This is a genomic window from Streptomyces pimonensis, from assembly GCF_041380215.1.
Taxonomy (GTDB): Bacteria; Actinomycetota; Actinomycetes; order Streptomycetales; family Streptomycetaceae; genus Streptomyces; species Streptomyces pimonensis.
Map to the genome: position 1 here is coordinate 1 of NZ_JAHWZY010000041.1, position 16,125 is coordinate 16,125.

Annotated in this window: 14 protein-coding genes; 8 read left to right on the plus strand and 6 right to left on the minus strand. The window is 72.8% G+C overall.

What is annotated here, in order from left to right; genetic code table 11:
- From KYY02_RS28655 to KYY02_RS28675, 5 genes are all read right to left on the minus strand, one after another.
- Complete coding sequence (locus tag KYY02_RS28655; RefSeq protein WP_371242937.1) at window positions 1–657, minus strand: hypothetical protein; 657 nt, start codon at window positions 655–657, stop codon at window positions 1–3.
- A gap of 83 nt (window positions 658–740) precedes the next feature.
- The gene (locus tag KYY02_RS28660) at window positions 741–2,216 is read right to left on the minus strand and encodes a GntP family permease (protein WP_371242941.1); all 1,476 of its coding nucleotides are present in this window, start codon (window positions 2,214–2,216) and stop codon (window positions 741–743) included.
- A 124-nt stretch (window positions 2,217–2,340) separates the two neighbouring features.
- A complete protein-coding gene (locus KYY02_RS28665) occupies window positions 2,341–2,751 on the minus strand; it encodes a RidA family protein (RefSeq protein WP_371242944.1) in 411 nt (136 codons plus the stop codon).
- On the minus strand, window positions 2,748–3,512 hold the full coding sequence (locus KYY02_RS28670) for an IclR family transcriptional regulator (RefSeq protein ID WP_371242946.1): 765 nt from the start codon (window positions 3,510–3,512) through the stop codon (window positions 2,748–2,750). Before KYY02_RS28670 ends, KYY02_RS28665 begins: the two co-directional genes overlap by 4 nt.
- Entirely contained in the window at window positions 3,509–4,753 is a 1,245-nt protein-coding gene (locus KYY02_RS28675) for a sugar kinase (RefSeq protein WP_371242948.1), read from the minus strand. Before KYY02_RS28675 ends, KYY02_RS28670 begins: the two co-directional genes overlap by 4 nt.
- A 133-nt stretch (window positions 4,754–4,886) precedes the next feature.
- Here KYY02_RS28675 and KYY02_RS28680 point away from each other — a divergent pair, with 133 nt between their 5' ends.
- Window positions 4,887–6,152, plus strand: a complete 1,266-nt coding sequence (locus KYY02_RS28680) for an amino acid deaminase (RefSeq protein WP_371242951.1) — start codon at window positions 4,887–4,889, stop codon at window positions 6,150–6,152.
- Window positions 6,153–6,163: 11 nt separating this feature from the next.
- Window positions 6,164–7,774, plus strand: a complete 1,611-nt coding sequence (locus KYY02_RS28685; protein WP_371242953.1) for an N-acyl-D-amino-acid deacylase family protein — start codon at window positions 6,164–6,166, stop codon at window positions 7,772–7,774.
- A 25-nt stretch (window positions 7,775–7,799) separates the two neighbouring features.
- Here the strand turns inward: KYY02_RS28685 and KYY02_RS28690 are convergent, their stop codons facing one another.
- Window positions 7,800–8,714, minus strand: coding sequence for a S1 family peptidase (locus KYY02_RS28690; RefSeq protein WP_371242955.1), 915 nt, complete (start codon window positions 8,712–8,714; stop codon window positions 7,800–7,802).
- Between the two features lie 305 nt (window positions 8,715–9,019).
- On the opposite strand from KYY02_RS28690, the gene KYY02_RS28695 reads away from it, so the two are divergent.
- The 6 genes from KYY02_RS28695 to KYY02_RS28720 all read left to right on the plus strand — a co-directional run bounded on the left by KYY02_RS28695 (window position 9,020) and on the right by KYY02_RS28720 (window position 16,017).
- Window positions 9,020–10,231 (plus strand): pyridoxal phosphate-dependent aminotransferase, encoded by a 1,212-nt coding sequence (locus tag KYY02_RS28695; RefSeq protein WP_371242957.1) that lies wholly within the window; start codon window positions 9,020–9,022, stop codon window positions 10,229–10,231.
- Between the two features lie 92 nt (window positions 10,232–10,323).
- On the plus strand, window positions 10,324–10,749 hold the full coding sequence (locus KYY02_RS28700) for an SCO4983 family protein (RefSeq protein WP_371242959.1): 426 nt from the start codon (window positions 10,324–10,326) through the stop codon (window positions 10,747–10,749).
- A gap of 865 nt (window positions 10,750–11,614) precedes the next feature.
- Entirely contained in the window at window positions 11,615–12,712 is a 1,098-nt protein-coding gene (locus tag KYY02_RS28705; RefSeq protein WP_371242962.1) for a hypothetical protein, read from the plus strand.
- Window positions 12,709–13,884, plus strand: a complete 1,176-nt coding sequence (locus KYY02_RS28710; protein WP_371242964.1) for a toxic anion resistance protein — start codon at window positions 12,709–12,711, stop codon at window positions 13,882–13,884. The genes KYY02_RS28705 and KYY02_RS28710 overlap by 4 nt, the downstream gene beginning before the upstream one ends.
- On the plus strand, window positions 13,881–15,428 hold the full coding sequence (locus KYY02_RS28715) for a substrate-binding and vWA domain-containing protein (protein WP_371242967.1): 1,548 nt from the start codon (window positions 13,881–13,883) through the stop codon (window positions 15,426–15,428). The genes KYY02_RS28710 and KYY02_RS28715 overlap by 4 nt, the downstream gene beginning before the upstream one ends.
- Window positions 15,415–16,017 carry a hypothetical protein gene (locus tag KYY02_RS28720; RefSeq protein WP_371242969.1) on the plus strand — a complete coding sequence of 201 codons (603 nt, stop codon included), beginning with the start codon at window positions 15,415–15,417 and terminating at the stop codon, window positions 16,015–16,017. Before KYY02_RS28715 ends, KYY02_RS28720 begins: the two co-directional genes overlap by 14 nt.
- Window positions 16,018–16,125 lie beyond the last annotated feature (108 nt).

The following is a 16,125-nucleotide window of genomic DNA, read 5'->3' on the forward strand; positions in this document are numbered from 1 at the left end:
CTAGCCGCCGGACGCGCGCTGCTCGCCGTCGGCAGCGGTCTTCTCGGTGTCCGTGGCCTTCAGGGCATCCGTGGTCTGCGCGGCTTCGGGGGCGTCGGGGGTTCCGGGGGCGTCGTCGTCCCCGGGCTCGTCGGCGCCCTCGTCGAAGTACGCGTCCAGGACCGCGTCCAGAGCGGTGTCCCACTCGGCGAAGCGGCTCCTGGACGGGGCTTCGATCTCCAGGAAGTACCAGCGGCTGTCGGGGGTGTGGACGGTGACCGTCCAGCGCTTGGCGAAGCGGGCGGTCTCCGTCTCCACCGCGCCGATCTCGTCCCAGCGGAACTCGCACTCCTGGTCGTCCAGGCGCAGTCGTACGCCCCTGTGGTCGGCGACGACCCGGGCGCGGCGGTCGGACGCCTCGAAGACGGGGCCGTCGGGGGCCGCCTCCTCCCCCTCGGGGACGGACTCCCCCCCGGCCCCGGCTGCCGGCTCCGGGGCGGCGGACTCCTCCGGGGCCGTGCCCTCCGGGGCCGTGCCCTCCGGCTCCTCCGGTTCCTCCGGCTTCGCCTTCGCGTCCTCCCCCCGGCCGGACGCGGGCGCGGTGAGCCCGGGGATGAATGCCGGGTCGAACCCGGCGCCTTCCAGGGGCTGGCTGCTCGAACCTATGCGCTGCTCCACACCGCAGGAGTATGGTCGATAAACCTGTGCCGGACACAGCCAGCCCCGACTTCGTTATCGGACGCCTACACGGGCGTCACGGCTCACACCACGAGGCTGAGCGCGGCGGCGACCGCGAACCCGGCCACGGACAGCACGCTCTCCAGCACCGTCCACGTCCTGAGCGTGTCCCGCTCGCTGATGCCGAAGTACTTGGCGACCACCCAGAAGCCGCCGTCGTTGACGTGCGAGGCGAAGATCGAGCCCGCCGAGACGGCCACGATGACGAGCGCCGTGAACGCCTGGGAGTGGTCGCCCTCGGCCAGCAGCGGGGCCACGATGCCCGCCGTCGTCACGATCGCCACCGTCGCCGAGCCCTGCGCGACCCGCAGCACCACGGAGATCAGGTAGGAGAGGACGATCACCGGGAGGCCGACGCCGTTGAAGGTGTCGGACAGCGCCTGGGCGACCCCGCTGGCCTTGAGGACGGCGCCGAAGACGCCGCCCGCGCCGACCACCAGCAGGATGTTGCCGACCGGCTTGAGGGAGGACGTGGAGACGGTCTCCAGGGACCTGCGGGACCAGCCGCGCCGGATGCCCAGCAGGTAGTACGCGAGGAACAGGGCGAGGGTGAGCGCCACGAAGGGGTGGCCGAAGAACTCGACGACCGAGCGGAGGGTGGAGGGGTCCAGCGCGATCGAGGAGAAGGTGGCGGCGAGGATCAGCAGCAGCGGCGTACCGATGATGCCGAGGACCGTGCCGAGCGGCACCGGCGTCTCCCGCGGCTCGGCCCCGGATGCGCGCTGCTCGGCGACGACGGCGTCCTTGGCCTCCTGCGCGGCCTCGACCATGTCCTGCGGTACGGGGACGAAGATCCGCTTGCCGATCCAGGCGGAGTAGACCCAGGCGGCGGCGACGGCCGGCAGACCGCAGACGACGCCCATCAGGATGACCCGGCCCAGGTCCACGTGGAGCAGTCCGGCGGCGGCCACCGGGCCGGGGTGCGGGGGCAGGAAGGCGTGGGTGACCGAGAGACCGGCGAGGAGGGGGAGGCAGTAGAGCAGGATCGACTTGCCGGAGGACTTGGCGGCGGCGTACACGATCGGCGCGAGGACGAAGATGCCGACGTCGAAGAAGACCGGGATGCCGAAGATCAGACCGGTGAGGCCCATCGCGAGGGGCGCCCGCTTCTCGCCGAACAGGCCGAGCAGCCGGCCCGCCAGCACCTCCGCGCCACCGCTGACCTCCAGGATCGCGCCGAGCATCGTGCCCAGACCGATGATGATCGTGACGTGGCCGAGGATGCCGCCCATGCCGGACTCGATGGTGGACACCGCGTCCGAGCGCTGGACCGTGCCGAAGAGTTCGGTGACCGACAGGCCCGCCATCAGGCCGACGGCTATGGAGACGGCGAGCAGCGCGACGAACGGCTGGAGCCGGACCTTGATGATCAGGAAGAGCAGGAGCGCGATACCGAGGGCGGCGACGGTCAGCAGGCCCGCCGTGCCGTCGAGGAGGAGGAGCAGGCCTCCGGTGTGCGGTGGTGCGGAGGCGGCGAGCGGGAGGGACGGGTGGAACATGCGGGGGTCCTCTGGGTAAGGGCATGGGGCTTTCGGGCAGGGGGGATCGCGGCACGGCGGCCCGGGGGACGGGGGGCGCCGTGCCGTGACGACGTACGGTGTGCGGGTGCGGAGGAGGCGCGGGTCAGCCGAGGACGGCGAGCGCGTCGATCTCGATGAGGAGGCCGGCGGGAAGACCGACGTAGACGGTCGTGCGGGCGGCGGGCGGCTGGGTGAGGCCCTGTTCCTCGAAGTAGGCGTCGTAGATCTCGTTCATCTCCGCGAAGTGGTCCACGTCGGTGAGGTAGACGCGGATCATCATCACGTCGTCCCAGCCCGCGCCGCCCTCTTCGAGGATCGCCTTGACGTTGGCGAGGGTCTGGAGGGTCTGCTCGCGCAGGGTCGGGCCGGCGGGGGTGGGGGCCTTGCCCTCCTCGTGCGGGAGGAAGCCCACCTGGCCGGCGACCTGGAGGATGTTGCCCTTGCGGACGCCGTGGGAGAACTGGGCGGGCGGGGTGGTGTGGGTCGCGGGGGTGAGCGCGGTCTTCTCGGTCATGCGGGGGTGTCCTTCGCTGGGGTTCTGCCGGAGTACTCGCCGCTGATCGCGTCCGCCGTACGGCGCACCAGCGGGAGCAGGGTGAGGAGTTCGTCGGCGGTGACGACGACGTTCGGCGCGGAGAGCGACATCGCGGCGACCACCCGGCCGTCGGCGCCGCGGATCGGCGCGGCGACGCAGTTGATGGACTCCTCGTGGCCGCCGAGGTCGGTGGCCCAGCCCTGTTCGCGCACCTTGGCCAGTTCCTGGAGGAACGCGGTGGCGTGGGGCGTCGAACGGGACGTGTACATGGGGTAGTCGAGCTTCTCCGCGAGGGCGTGGCGCTCGTGCTCGGGCAGGTCGGCGAGGAGCAGTTTGGCGACGGCCGCGACGGTGACGGCGACCGGTTTGCCGATCCGTGAGTACATGCGGACCGGGTAGCGGCTCTCCACCTTGTCGATGTAGAGGACCTCGTTCTCCTCGTACACGGCGAGGTGGACGGTGTGTCCGCACTTCTCGTTGAGGCGTACGAGGTGGGGGTGGGCGATCTCGCGGACGTCGAGGTTCTCCATCGCCTCCTGGGCGAGGGCGAAGAGGCGGGCGCCGAGGCGGTAGCGCTGGTCGGACTGGCGGTAGACCAGGCCGTGCTCGTGGAGGGTGCGCAGGAGGCGGAGGGCGGTGGACTTGTGCACGTCCAGGCGGTCGGCGACCTGGCCGAGGTCGGCGGGGCCCTCCGCGAGCAGCGGGAGGATGCTCAGGGCGCGGTCTACGGTCTGGCTCATGGGGTGCGTGCCTCCTCGTCGGCCTCTTCATCGGCTCGGGTCCAGCCGGGGCCGAGTCGCAGTCTCCCCCACGCGGTGTCGTCGAGGGCGGCGAGGCGGTCGGCGTGGGCGCGGGCGGGGGGCGCCGCCAGGTCGCCGGGGGCGGTGAGGGCGGCGGCGGCCATGAGGTGGCCGTGCCTGAGCCGGTCCCGTAGCGACAGGTCGCGCAGGGTCGCGGAGAGGAAGCCCGCGGCGAAGGCGTCGCCGGCGCCGGTGGTGGCGACCACGTCGACGTTCGGAGCGGGTTCGTAGGCGTCCTGTGCCGGTGCCGGGCGGGGGTGGACCGCGCGGTCCGGCGCCTGCGGGGCGCCTCCCCCGCTCCCGGCCTCGCCCGGACGGGAGGCGCCCCCGCCGCCCGCCCTCCCCCGCTCCCGGCTCCGCTCGAGCGGGGGGACCCCCGTCGCCCCGGGGACGCCTGCCAGGCCCCTTCGGGCTCCGGGAGAGGCACGGCTGTCCGCGGGGTGGCGAAGTACGACCGCCCCTCGTGCCCCCTGCTTGACGACCAGGGTCTCCGGCTCGGGCAGTGCCTCCCTGATCCGGGACGGGCCGCCCGTGACGCCCCACGCCTGCTCCGCCTCGTCCTCTCCCACGAAGACGATGTCCGCCCCGCGCGCCAGGTCCAGGAGGACCTCCGGCCCGTGGGGGCCGCGCCACAGGGACGGGCGGTGGTTGACGTCGAAGGAGATCAGGGGGCGGGCGGGGTGGGGGGCGGTCAGTTCCCGTATCAGGGCCAGGCACCCCGCGGAGAGCGCCGGCGTGATGCCGGACAGGTGCAGGACGCGCCCCGCGCGCACCGCCTCCAGGTCGAGATCCGCGGACGTCATCGCGGACGCCGCCGAGCCCGCCCGGTAGTACGCGACCTCGTGGGCGTCCGTGGCGCGGTCGCCGGCCGTGCGGAAGTAGACGCCGGTGGGACGGGCCGGGTCGCGGCGGACGTGCGACACGTCGACGCCGTATCCGCCGATCGCCTCGACGAGGTGGTCGCCGAAGCCGTCGGCGCCGACCCGGCTGATCCACCGGGTGGTGTGGCCCGCCGCCGCGAGCACGCACGCCACGTTGGACTCCGCACCGCCGATGCCCCGGTCGAAGGAGGGGACGTCGGCGAGGCGGCCCGGCCGGGAGGGCAGGAACGTCACCATGGACTCGCCGAGCGCGACGACGTCCACGACGTCGGGGGCGTTGCGGGGTCCCGTGGCGGTCACGATGGCGGGGCTCCTCGTCGGGTGCGGGGGTGCGGTGTCCGTTGACCGCGCGTGGCCGAGATGTTAGACAGCGTTAAGCGATATACGCAACGAGTGTTGCAAGTAATGCAACGCAACTGATCAGGGAGGCTCCATGGTCCTCGACGCTCTCGCCCGCCTCACCGAGGAACGGGTCGACCACCGCTTCAAGGGCCTCCCTCCGGACGCCGAGGGGCTGACCGTCGGCGAGCTGGCCGCACAGCGCCGGAACCTCTTCGCCGACGGCTTCACCACGCCCGTCCTCACGCTCCGCGCGGAGCGTCTGGAGCACAACCTGAAGCTGATGGAGACGTACGCCGCCCGGCACGGGCTCGCCTTCGCGCCGCACGGCAAGACCTCCATGGCCCCGCAGCTCTTCCGGCGTCAGATCGAGCACGGGGCGTGGGGCGTCACGCTGGCCGTTCCGCACCAGGTGCGGGTGGCGCGGGCGTTCGGGATCCAGCGGGTCTTCCTCGCCAACGAGCTGGTCGACGCGGCGGCCCTGCGGTGGATCGCCGCCGAGCTGGACGCCGACCCCGGGTTCCGGTTCGTCTGTTACGCCGACTCCGTACGCGGGGTCGAGCTGATGGACGCGGCGCTGAGCGGGGCCTCCCGCCCCGTGGACGTGGTCGTCGAGCTGGCCGCCGGGGAGGGCGCCCGCACCGGCGTGCGGACGGAGGCCGAGTGCGCCGCCGTCGCCGACGCCGTGGCCGGAGCCCGGTCGCTGCGGCTGGTCGGGGTGGCCGGGTACGAGGGCGAGGTGCCTCGGGCGGACCCGGAGCGGGTGCGCGCCTGGCTGCGGCGGCTGGTGTCGCTCGCCGTGGACTTCGACGGGGCGGGGCGCTTCGCGGGCCTCGACGAGATCGTGGTGAGCGCGGGCGGCAGCGCCTGGTTCGACGCGGTGGCGGACGTGTTCGCCGAGGTCCCCGGACTCTCCGCACCCGTCCTGAAGCTGCTGCGCTCGGGCGCGTACGTCTCGCACGACGACGGCCGCTACCGCGAACTGACCCCCTTCAACCGGATCCCGGAGGAGGGCGCGCTGGAGCCGGCGTTCCGGCTGTGGACGCAGGTGGTCTCCCGCCCGTCCGCCGCGCAGGCGTTCACCAACGCGGGCAAGCGGGACGCGGCCCACGACCTCGACCTGCCGTCCGCCCAGGTGGTGCGCCGGGACGGGGCCGAACGTCCGGCCACCGGGATCTCGGTGACCGGCCTGTCCGACCAGCACGCCTGGCTGCGCACCACCGGGGAGGCCGATCTGGAGGTGGGGGACTGGGTGGGCCTCGGGCTCTCCCACCCGTGCACGTCGTTCGACAAGTGGGTGCTCATCCCCGTGGCGGAGGCGGACGGCACGGTGGTCGACTACATCCGCACCTTCTTCTAGGAGGCCGGACCGTGGAAGAGCTCGTCATCCGGGACGCGGACGTCGTCGACGGCTCCGGCGACCCCTCGTACCGCGCGGACGTCGTGGTGGACGGCGGTCGCGTCGTCTCCGTCGTCAAGGAGGCGGCGGACTCGGGCTGTCAGCGTCCGAAGGCCCGCCGTGAGCTGGACGCCGAGGGCCTGGTGCTGGCCCCCGGCTTCATCGACATGCACGCCCACAGCGATCTGGCGCTGCTGCGCGACCCCGACCACGGCGCCAAGGCCGCGCAGGGCGTCACCCTCGAGGTCCTCGGCCAGGACGGGCTGTCGTACGCGCCGGTCGACGACCGGACGCTGGGCGAGGTGCGCCGGGCGATCGCCGGCTGGAACGGCCCGGGCGACGACATCGACTTCGACTGGCGGTCGGTGGGCGGGTACCTGGACCGGCTCGATGCGGGCGTCGCGGTCAACGCCGCGTACCTGATCCCGCAGGGCACGGTCCGCGCGCTCGCCGTCGGCTGGGAGGACCGGGAGGCCACGCCCGAAGAGCTGGACCGGATGCGGCGGTTGGTCGCGGAGGGTATGGAGCAGGGCGCGGTCGGAATGTCGTCGGGGCTGACGTACACGCCCGGCATGTACGCCGCGGACGCCGAACTCACCGAGCTGTGCCGGGTGGTGGCGTCGTACGGCGGCTACTACTGCCCGCACCACCGCTCGTACGGCGCCGGCGCGCTGGAGGCGTACGAGCAGATGGTGGCGCTGACGCGGGAGGCGGGCTGCCCGCTGCACCTCGCGCACGCCACCATGAACTTCGGCGTGAACAAGGGCCGGGCGCCCGAACTGCTGTCGCTCCTGGACGACGCCCTGGACGCGGGTGCGGACATCAGCCTCGACACCTATCCCTACACCCCCGGCTGCACCACCCTCGTGGCGCTGCTGCCGAGCTGGGCGAGCGAGGGCGGTCCGCAGGAGGTCCTGCGGCGGCTCGCGGACGGGGGGACCGCCGAACGGATCCGGCACCACCTGGAGGTCACCGGCTCGGACGGCTGCCACGGGGTGCCCGTGGAGTGGGAGACCGTCGAGATCTCGGGGGTCGGCGATCCCGCGCTGGGCGAGTACGTGGGCCGTACGGTCCTGGAGTCGGCACGGGCGCGCGGCGAGGCACCCTGGGCGGTCGCCCGGGAGCTGCTGCTGAAGGACAGGCTCGCCCCGACGATCCTCCAGCACGTCGGCCACGAGGGGAACGTCCGGGCGATCATGCGGCACCGGGTGCACACCGGCGGCTCGGACGGCATCCTGCAGGGCGCGAAGCCGCATCCGCGTGCGTACGGGACGTTCCCGCACTACCTCGGGCACTACGTGCGGGAGTTGGGGGTGCTGTCGCTCGAGGAGTGCGTCGCGCACCTGACCGCGCGTCCTGCGGCGCGGCTGCGACTGCCGGACCGGGGACTGGTCCGTGAGGGGTACAGGGCGGACCTGGTGCTGTTCGACCCGGCGACGGTGGCCGCGGGGTCGACCTTCGCCGAACCGCGGACGCTCCCGACGGGCATCCCGTACGTGCTGGTCGACGGGCGGTTCGTGATCGAGGACGGGCGGCGCACGGACGTGCTCGCGGGGCGGGCGGTCCGCAGGACTCCCCGCTGACCGCCCGCCCCCCCTGCCGGGCCCTTCACGGCTTGGGCAGGACGCAGCCGCTCGCGCTCAGGTCGAGCTTGTTGTCCACGCCGAAGCAGGCGGGGAACAGGTGGGTCTGCTGGGCGTAGTTGATGCCCTGGCGGACCGTGACCCGCCCGTTCTCGTCGACCTCGCACGGGTTGTTGACCGTGCAGCGCCCGCCGTCCGTGTTGCCGGTGTTGTTGACGGCGACCACCTGGCCGGTGGCTCCGTCGACGACCGGTGAACCGGAGGTGCCGCCGATGGTGTTGCAGGCGGAGGTGTAACGGACCGAGTCCTTCCAGGTCCAGTCCCCCTCCTTCATGCGGTACGCGAACCCGTCGATGGAGCAGTTGTAGATCCGCTTCCAGTAGCCGGACACCACGCTGATGGACGTGCCGGCCGCCGGGCGGGTGGCGCTCAGGGGCAGGGCGTCGATGCCGTACGCGCTCTTGATCCGCGCGTACGTCGTGCTCAGCCGGTAGATCGCCGCGTCCGTGTCGGTCATGGTCGCGTAGAGGAGCCGGTCGGCACGCAGGGTGGCGACCCTGGAGCCGGCGGAGTTCAGCAGTCCGAAGGTGCGGCTGGACGCCCGGTCGACGAGGACCTGGCCGGGTGCGGGGAAGCCGCTCTCCAGGCAGTGGCCGTTGGTGAGGACGAGCGCCGGGTCGTCGTCCGCCGAGCCGGGCATGCGGACGACGGATCCGGAGCAGTTGCTGAGCGAGACGGCGCCGGCGAAGCCCACCGCGCCCTCCTTCGGCGCGGTGGGTCCGGGCAGGGTGTCCGCCGCGGTCCCGGCCACGCCGTCGACGACGTCCGTCAGCCTGGCCGTGTCCGCGCCCGTGGGGGAAGGCGCGGCGGCGACCGCGGGAGTCGCGCCCGCCCCGGTGAGGGCCAGGGCACAGAGCGCGACGACGAGAGGTTTTCTCATGGGGTCCCCTCTTGCGGCGTCGGGTGGCCGGAGGACCTCCGGCCACCCACGGAATTGTCATGCGCATTCTCATCACAGGGGCGACGAGGGAGCAAGGCTCCGTTTCCGGCCGGTGGCGGGGCGCGGCGAGGCGAGGCGGCCCCCGGGACCGCCCGGACCCGCGGAGGGAACGGGGGCGCGGAGGGGAGGGCCGGCGCGAAGGCGACGAAGGCGCGCCCCCCGGCGGACACAACCACCCGGATCGACGCGTCTCACGTGGCGGAGAACACGGCCCGAGGGACCGCACCGGCCCGTAAGCTCCCAGCATGCAGGTGATCCAGTCGACCAAGCTCGCCAACGTCTGTTACGAGATCCGGGGCCCGGTGCTCGAGGAGGCGATGCGGCTGGAAGCTGCCGGTCACCGCATCCTCAAACTGAACACCGGCAACCCGGCGGCGTTCGGCTTCGAGTGCCCGCCCGAGATCCTGGAGGACATCCTCCGCAACGTGTCGACGGCGCACGGCTACGGCGACGCGAAGGGCCTGCTGGCCGCGCGCCGGGCGGTCGTCATGCACAACCAGACCCTCGGCATCGAGACCGACGTCGAGCACGTCTTCATCGGCAACGGCGTGTCCGAGCTGATCGTGATGGCGATGCAGGGACTGCTGGACGACGGCGACGAGGTGCTCGTGCCCGCGCCCGACTACCCGCTGTGGACGGCGGCCGTCTCGCTCTCCGGCGGCACTGCGGTGCACTACCGCTGCGACGAGCAGTCCGACTGGATGCCGGACCTCGCCGACGTGGAGCGCAAGGTCACCGACCGCACCAAGGCGATCGTCATCATCAACCCGAACAACCCGACCGGCGCCGTCTACGACGAGGCGGTCCTCAAGGGCCTGACGGACATCGCCCGCCGCCACAACCTGCTGGTCTGCTCGGACGAGATCTACGACAAGATCCTCTACGACGACGCGAAGCACGTGCCCACCGCCTCCGTCGCCCCCGATCTGCTCACCCTCACCTTCAACGGCATGTCGAAGGCGTACCGGGTGGCCGGCTACCGGGTGGGCTGGGTGTCGATCTCGGGCCCGCGCGCCCACGCCGACTCCTACATCGAGGGCCTGACGATCCTGGCGAACATGCGCCTGTGCGCGAACATGCCGGGGCAGCACGGCGTGGTCGCGGCGCTCAGCGGACGCCAGACGATCAACGACCTGGTGCTGCCCGGCGGGCGGCTGCACGAGCAGCGGGACACCGCGTACGAACTGCTGACCCGGATCCCCGGCGTGAGCTGTGTGAAGCCGAAGGGGGCGCTGTACCTCTTCCCGCGGCTCGACCCCGACGTCTTCAAGATCAAGGACGACCGGCGGATGGTGCTGGACCTGCTGCGCCGCGAGAAGATCATGGTCGTCCAGGGCACCGGCTTCAACTGGCCGGAGCCGGACCACTTCCGGGTGGTGACCCTGCCGTCGGTCACCGACCTGCGGGACGCGGTCGGGCGGATCGCCCGCTTCCTGGACGGCTACGGCCAGCCCTGAGGCCTTCGCGCGGACGGCTTCCCTGTGAACGACTCAACTTTAGACTGAATCCAAGCTAGGATGGTTTCCTGTTGCACCACAGGAGGCCATCCATGTACGAACCGATCCGTGCCAAGTCGGTCCACAGCACGATGGCCGGCACCCCCCACGACTTCCCCCACCGTTCCCGCGAGGAAGAGCTGGACATCCAGCTCGCGGGTCATCTCGCCGCGCTGCTCGCCGTCACCGACGAGCTGCGCACGGCGGCGCCCTCGGCCGATCTGGACACCGCGGCCGAGCGGCTCGCCGGGGAGGTGGCCCGCCTGCGGGGAGGGCGTGCGCCGGCCCGTGCGTCGGCGGCCACGAGGGGCCGCGAGCCGGACGCGGCGGCCCTGCACCGGCGGGCACACGCGCTCGCCGGCCGCGCCCTGGTCGTCGCCGCCTCCCGCGCCGACACGGCGGCGGCGATCCTCGCCGCCGAGCGGATGGACGCGCACACCGCGGCCCTGGAGCCGCGCACCCTCGCGTCCTCCCACTGAGCCCCCGCGGGGGCTCCCCCGACGGCCCCGGTCCGCGTGCATCCGCAGCGACGCGCGGACCGGGCGCCACACACCCCGCCACCGACGGGGTGCCCCGGGCAACGTGCCCGGAGTGCCCCGTCGGCGTTTCCCGCGCGGTCAGCGCGTGGATCGGGAGAGTGCACCGGCACGTCTCGCACCGCGGCAGGTTTCCGACGGCGTGGCGGCGCGCCGGCCCGCACGCGGGAACGGCGCTGTCAGCGGCCGGCCCCCGGGATCGCCTGCACCTTCGTGGACGGGCACGGTCCGTTCGAAGCGCACCTCGAGGTGGGTGGTACGGCGGCCTGGGCACACTGCCCCGAGCACTGCCGGTGCGTGTGCGGCGCGGAGACGGCGTCCGTCTGCCGGATACCGGCGTACCGGGAGTCCGGTGTCCGCCCCGGGGCCCCGGCGCAGCCCCACGGCGTCCGGGACGACGCCTCCCCCGTCCCCCGGCAACGAGGTCTGCCCCTGCCGGCCTGCCCGAAGCGTTGCGATCCGGCGGCCGTCCTGCGGTGAACCCGCACTGGCCTCTCCGCCTCCGGCACCCGTTCGAAGCAGCTCTCCTCTTCGGCGTGGCCGTCGCCGCCCCGGTCACCGCCACCGGATCCGGGGCGGTCCCGGAGCCTCTGTGCGACAGCCTGCGCACCGTCGACGACCTGGCGGACGTCCGCGCGGTCGCCGGCCTGTTCCACGCCATCCGGCCCGGCTCGCCCCCGGATTCCGGGGACGGACGCACGGGCCGGCTGCGGAGTGACCGGTTCCCGTTGCGTACCGGTATCACGCGGACACCGGCCGTTCACCCGGGCCGCCCTGGAACGTTGGATTCCGCAGGGATGCTCCGGGCGTGAGACGGATTATGGGAATCGTCCTCGCGGTACTGCTGACGGCCGGCGTGGCGGCCGCCGTCGTCGCGGGCCGGGACAGCGGGGAGACGGGCACGGCAACGAAGACCGTGCGCATGGTGATCGGATCGGAGAAGGCGGAGTTCTTCGCCGATCCGGACGTGGTGGAGGCCCTCGCCGCCAAGGGCTACACCGTCGAGGCCGAGACCTCCGGGTCCTGGGCCATGGAAGGGATGGACCTCGCCGGGTACGACCTGGCGTTCCCGTCCAGTCGGGCGCCCGCCGCCGAACTGGCCGAGAAGCACGGGGTGCGGGGGATCCTTCCGCGCCCGTTCTACTCGCCCCTCGTCGTCGTGTCCCGCCGCGGTGCCGCCGAGGTGCTCGCCGCCAACGGGCTGGCCGAGCTCGACGGGAAGAACCCGGGCACGCTGAGGATGGACGCCTACCTCGACGCGGCCGGACGCGACCGCACCTGGCAGCAGCTGAAGGGGGCCGAGGAGTACGGGGAGCTGACCGGCACCCTCTACATCTCCAGCACCGACCCGAAGACCTCCAACTCCGGCGCGCTGTACCTGGCCGCCGCCTCCTACGTCGCCAACGGCGGCAAGGTGGTCGCCAACGACGCCGAGGTCGGGCGCACCGCTCCCCTGCTGCGCAAGCTGGTCGGCGTGCAGGGCGCCCAGCAGTCCAGCACGGACGCGGCGTTCCGGGACTTCGTCAGCGGGGCCGGCAACCCGCTCGTCCTCGTCTACGAGTCCCAGGTGGCCACGCTCCTGGACGAGCAGCAGAACGCGGACGATCTCGCCGTCCTCTACCCGGACACCACGGTCAACAGCGACCACACCGTCGTCCCGCTCACCGAGAACGGCCGAAAAATCGCCGAACTCCTAGGCAGCGACCCGGCGTTGCGCAAGCTGGCCGTCCGGCACGGCTTCCGCCCGCAGGGCGACGTCGCCGAGTTCGCGGCGGCCGCCGTGGGCCGCACCGCCTACCTCAAACAACGACTGACCGGCGTCCGCCAGGCGCCCGTGCCCACCTCCGCGGTGCTGCACGAGCTGGCGCTACGGGCGCACGGACAAGGGGGGAACAGCAGCAGATGAACAGCGCTGACGGAGACTTCGTCCTCACGCCGCCCGAGGCCGTCGCTCCCGTGCCCCGGGAGAAGGCCGGCGGGCTCGTGCCCGTCGACGAGGGCGTGCGCGCCGACATGGCGGCCAGGGCCGCCGCGTACGTCGAGGGGCTGGCCGCCCTCGACGCCCGCTCGCCCGAGTTCGCGGGCAAGGTCGGCGAGATCACCGCACTGGGCGCCGGCGAGATGCGCACCGCCACCGCGCAGTCCAACCGCATGCTGGAGCGCACGGTCCGCAGCCTGCCCGGCAAGGGCCAGGACGCCCAGTCCAAGGTCGCGGGCTCACTCGTGGAACTGCGGCGCGTGGTCGAGGACCTGGATCCGCGCGACCTGCCGGGAAAGAAGGGCCGCACGTTCCTCTCCCGGCTGCCCGGCGGCAACAAGCTGCGCGACCACGTCGCCAAGTACGCGTCCGCGCAGGGCACCCTGAACGGCATCGTGGGCGCGCTGCGCGGTGGGCAGGACGAACTACGCCGCGACAACGCGGCGTTGCAGACGGAGCGGGTCCGGCTGTGGGAGACCATGGGCAAGCTGCAGGAGTACGTCGTCCTGACGGAGTCCCTGGACACGGCCGTGGAGCGGCACATCACGGACGTGGAGGCTGCCGACCCCGCGCAGGCCGACTCGCTCCGTGCCGACGTCCTCTTCCCCGTCCGGCAGAAGCACCAGGACCTGCTGACCCAGCTCGCCGTGTGCGCGCAGGGCTACCTCGCCATGGACGTCGTACGCCGTAACAACGACGAGCTGATCAAGGGCGTGGACCGGGCGGCCACGACGACCGTGTCGGCGCTGCGGATCTCCGTGATGCTGGCGTCCGCGCTCGACCACCAGAAGAAGGTCGTCGAGCAGGTCAACGCGTTGCGCGGGACCACCGAGGAACTGATCCGCGGCAACGCGGAGATGCTGGCGACGCAGAGCGGGGAGATCCAGCGCATCGCCGCCGACCCGGCGGTCGGGGCCGAGACCCTGCGCACCGCGTTCCAGCAGATCTACCGCACCCTCGACGCCATCGACACCTACAAGGCGCGGGCGACCGAGGCGATGGCGGCGACGGTGGAGAACCTGACCTCCGAACTCCAGAACGCCAGTGGTTACTTGGAGCGCAGCCGGTCGCAGGGCGCGCTGGAAGGAGGACTCGGATGAGAAGAGGACGGTCCCTGGCCGCGCTGCTCGCCGCCGGCGCGGCCCTGCTGGGCGCGTGCACCACCGCACCGGAGAAGGAGAAGGAGGCGGACCCGTACGCCGCCGCGCCGGGCACGCTCCGGGTGCTGGCCTCCAGCGAGCTCAGCGACATGGCGCCGGTCCTGGAACGGGTCGAGAAGGACACCGGGGTCACGGTCCGGCCGACCTACATCGGCACGCTCGACGCCGTGGACATGCTGGCCACGGGGAAGACGGACGGCCGGTACGACGCCGTGTGGCTGTCCTCCAACGACTATCTGCGGCTGCGCCCGGAGGCGGCGGAGAAGGTCGTCTCGGAGACGCCCGTGATGTCCAGCCCGGTCGCCATCGGCGTGCGGTCCGCCGTCGTCGAGGAGCTGGGCTGGAACCCCCAGGACGTCACCTGGTCCGCGATCGAGCGGGCCGTCCGGGACGGCGGGCTCACCTACGGCATGACCGACCCGACCCGCTCCAACTCCGGTTTCTCCACGCTGATCTCCGTCGCCTCGGCGCTCTCCGGAGCGCAGTCCGCGCTCACCGACGCCGACGTGACGAAGGCGACGCCGCGGCTGAAGGGGTTCTTCGAGGGACAGAAGCTCACCTCGGGTTCGTCGGGCTGGCTGGCTGGCGCGTACAACCGTCGCGGTGACGTCGACGCGCTCCTCAACTACGAGTCCGTCCTCAAGGGCTTCAAGGGCCTGACGGTGATCCGCCCGAAGGACGGGGTGGTCACCGCCGACTATCCGCTGTCCTCCCTCGCCGCCACCGACGCGGCCACCCGCGACGACGTGCGCCGGGTGGCCGAGGCGCTGCGCTCGGACGCCGTCCAGCGGCTGATCACCGACCACACGCACCGCCGCCCGGTCGTCGCCTCGGTTCCGCCCGCGGCCGGACTGGACACCGGCCGCCGGCGCGAGCTGCCCTTCCCCGGCAGCCGTTCCGTCGCCGACGGGCTGCTCGACGCGTACGAGAACCAGCTGCGCCGCCCCTCCCGGACGGTGTACGTCCTCGACACCTCCGGCTCGATGGAGGGCGAGCGGATCGACCGGCTGAAGCGGGCCCTCACCGACCTCACCGACGACTTCCGCGACCGGGAGGAGGTCACCCTGATGCCGTTCGGCACGGACGTGAAGAGCGTGCGCACCCATGTCGTCCGCCCCGACGACCCGCAGCGGGGGATCGCCGCGATCCGCCGGGACACCGGGAAGCTGCGCGCCGAGGGCGACACCGCGATCTACACGTCCCTGCGGAAGGCATACGACCACCTGGGCGGCGGCGAGGACACGTTCACGTCGATCGTGCTGATGACGGACGGCGAGAACACGGCGGGCGACGAGGCCGGCGACTTCGACGACTTCTACGCGGGGCTGTCCCGCGAGCGGCAGGAGATCCCCGTCTTCTCCATCCTGTTCGGCGACTCCGACCGGGCCGAGCTGGAGCACATCGCCGAGCTGACCGGCGGCCGGCTGTTCGACGGGCAGGGCTCGCTGGACGGGGCGTTCGAGGAGATCCGTGGCTACCAGTAGGGCGATGGCGTACCTGGAGTCCCGCAAGAACCTCGCCGGGTGCGCGGGCGGGCTGGCGGGGCTGGTGCTGACGTTCACGGACGTGGCGGGCCCGTACTGGCCGGTCGTGGTGGCCGGGCTGTACGGGGCGGGCGCACTGGCCGCACCGCCCGAGCGGCCCGCTCCGCCCGCCTTCCCGGACCCGTCCGCGCAGCTCGACGAGGTACGGGCGGACTTCGAGCGGCTGCGGAACTACCTCACGGACGTCGATCTGCCGCCCGCGGCGCGGGGCCGGCTCACCGAGCTGACGGACCTGCTGGCCGCGCTGCTGGACCCCGGGTGGGTGACCGAGATCCTCGCCGAGGACCCGGACGCCGTGCACACCCTGTCCCGGGCCGTGCGGCAGGACGTGCCGGAGGCCGTCGACGTCTACGTACGGACCCGCTGGTGGACGCGGCTGACCCCCGGGCAGGTGCCTCCGGAGCAGCACCTGGTGCGTCAGCTGGAGCTGCTGCACGCGGAGGCGGAGCGGCTGGCGCAGGGCCTGCGGGAGACGGAGGCGCGGCGCCAGGAGTCGCACACCCGGTACCTGGAGGACCGGTCCCCGTGAGCCCGGCACGGGCGAGGGCCCGCCCTCGCCCCTTCCGCCGGGGCGGACGAAAGGGGTGACGACGGGCCCATGGGCCCGCACGCCGTCGTGCGGGCCCCGCCGGTGTGT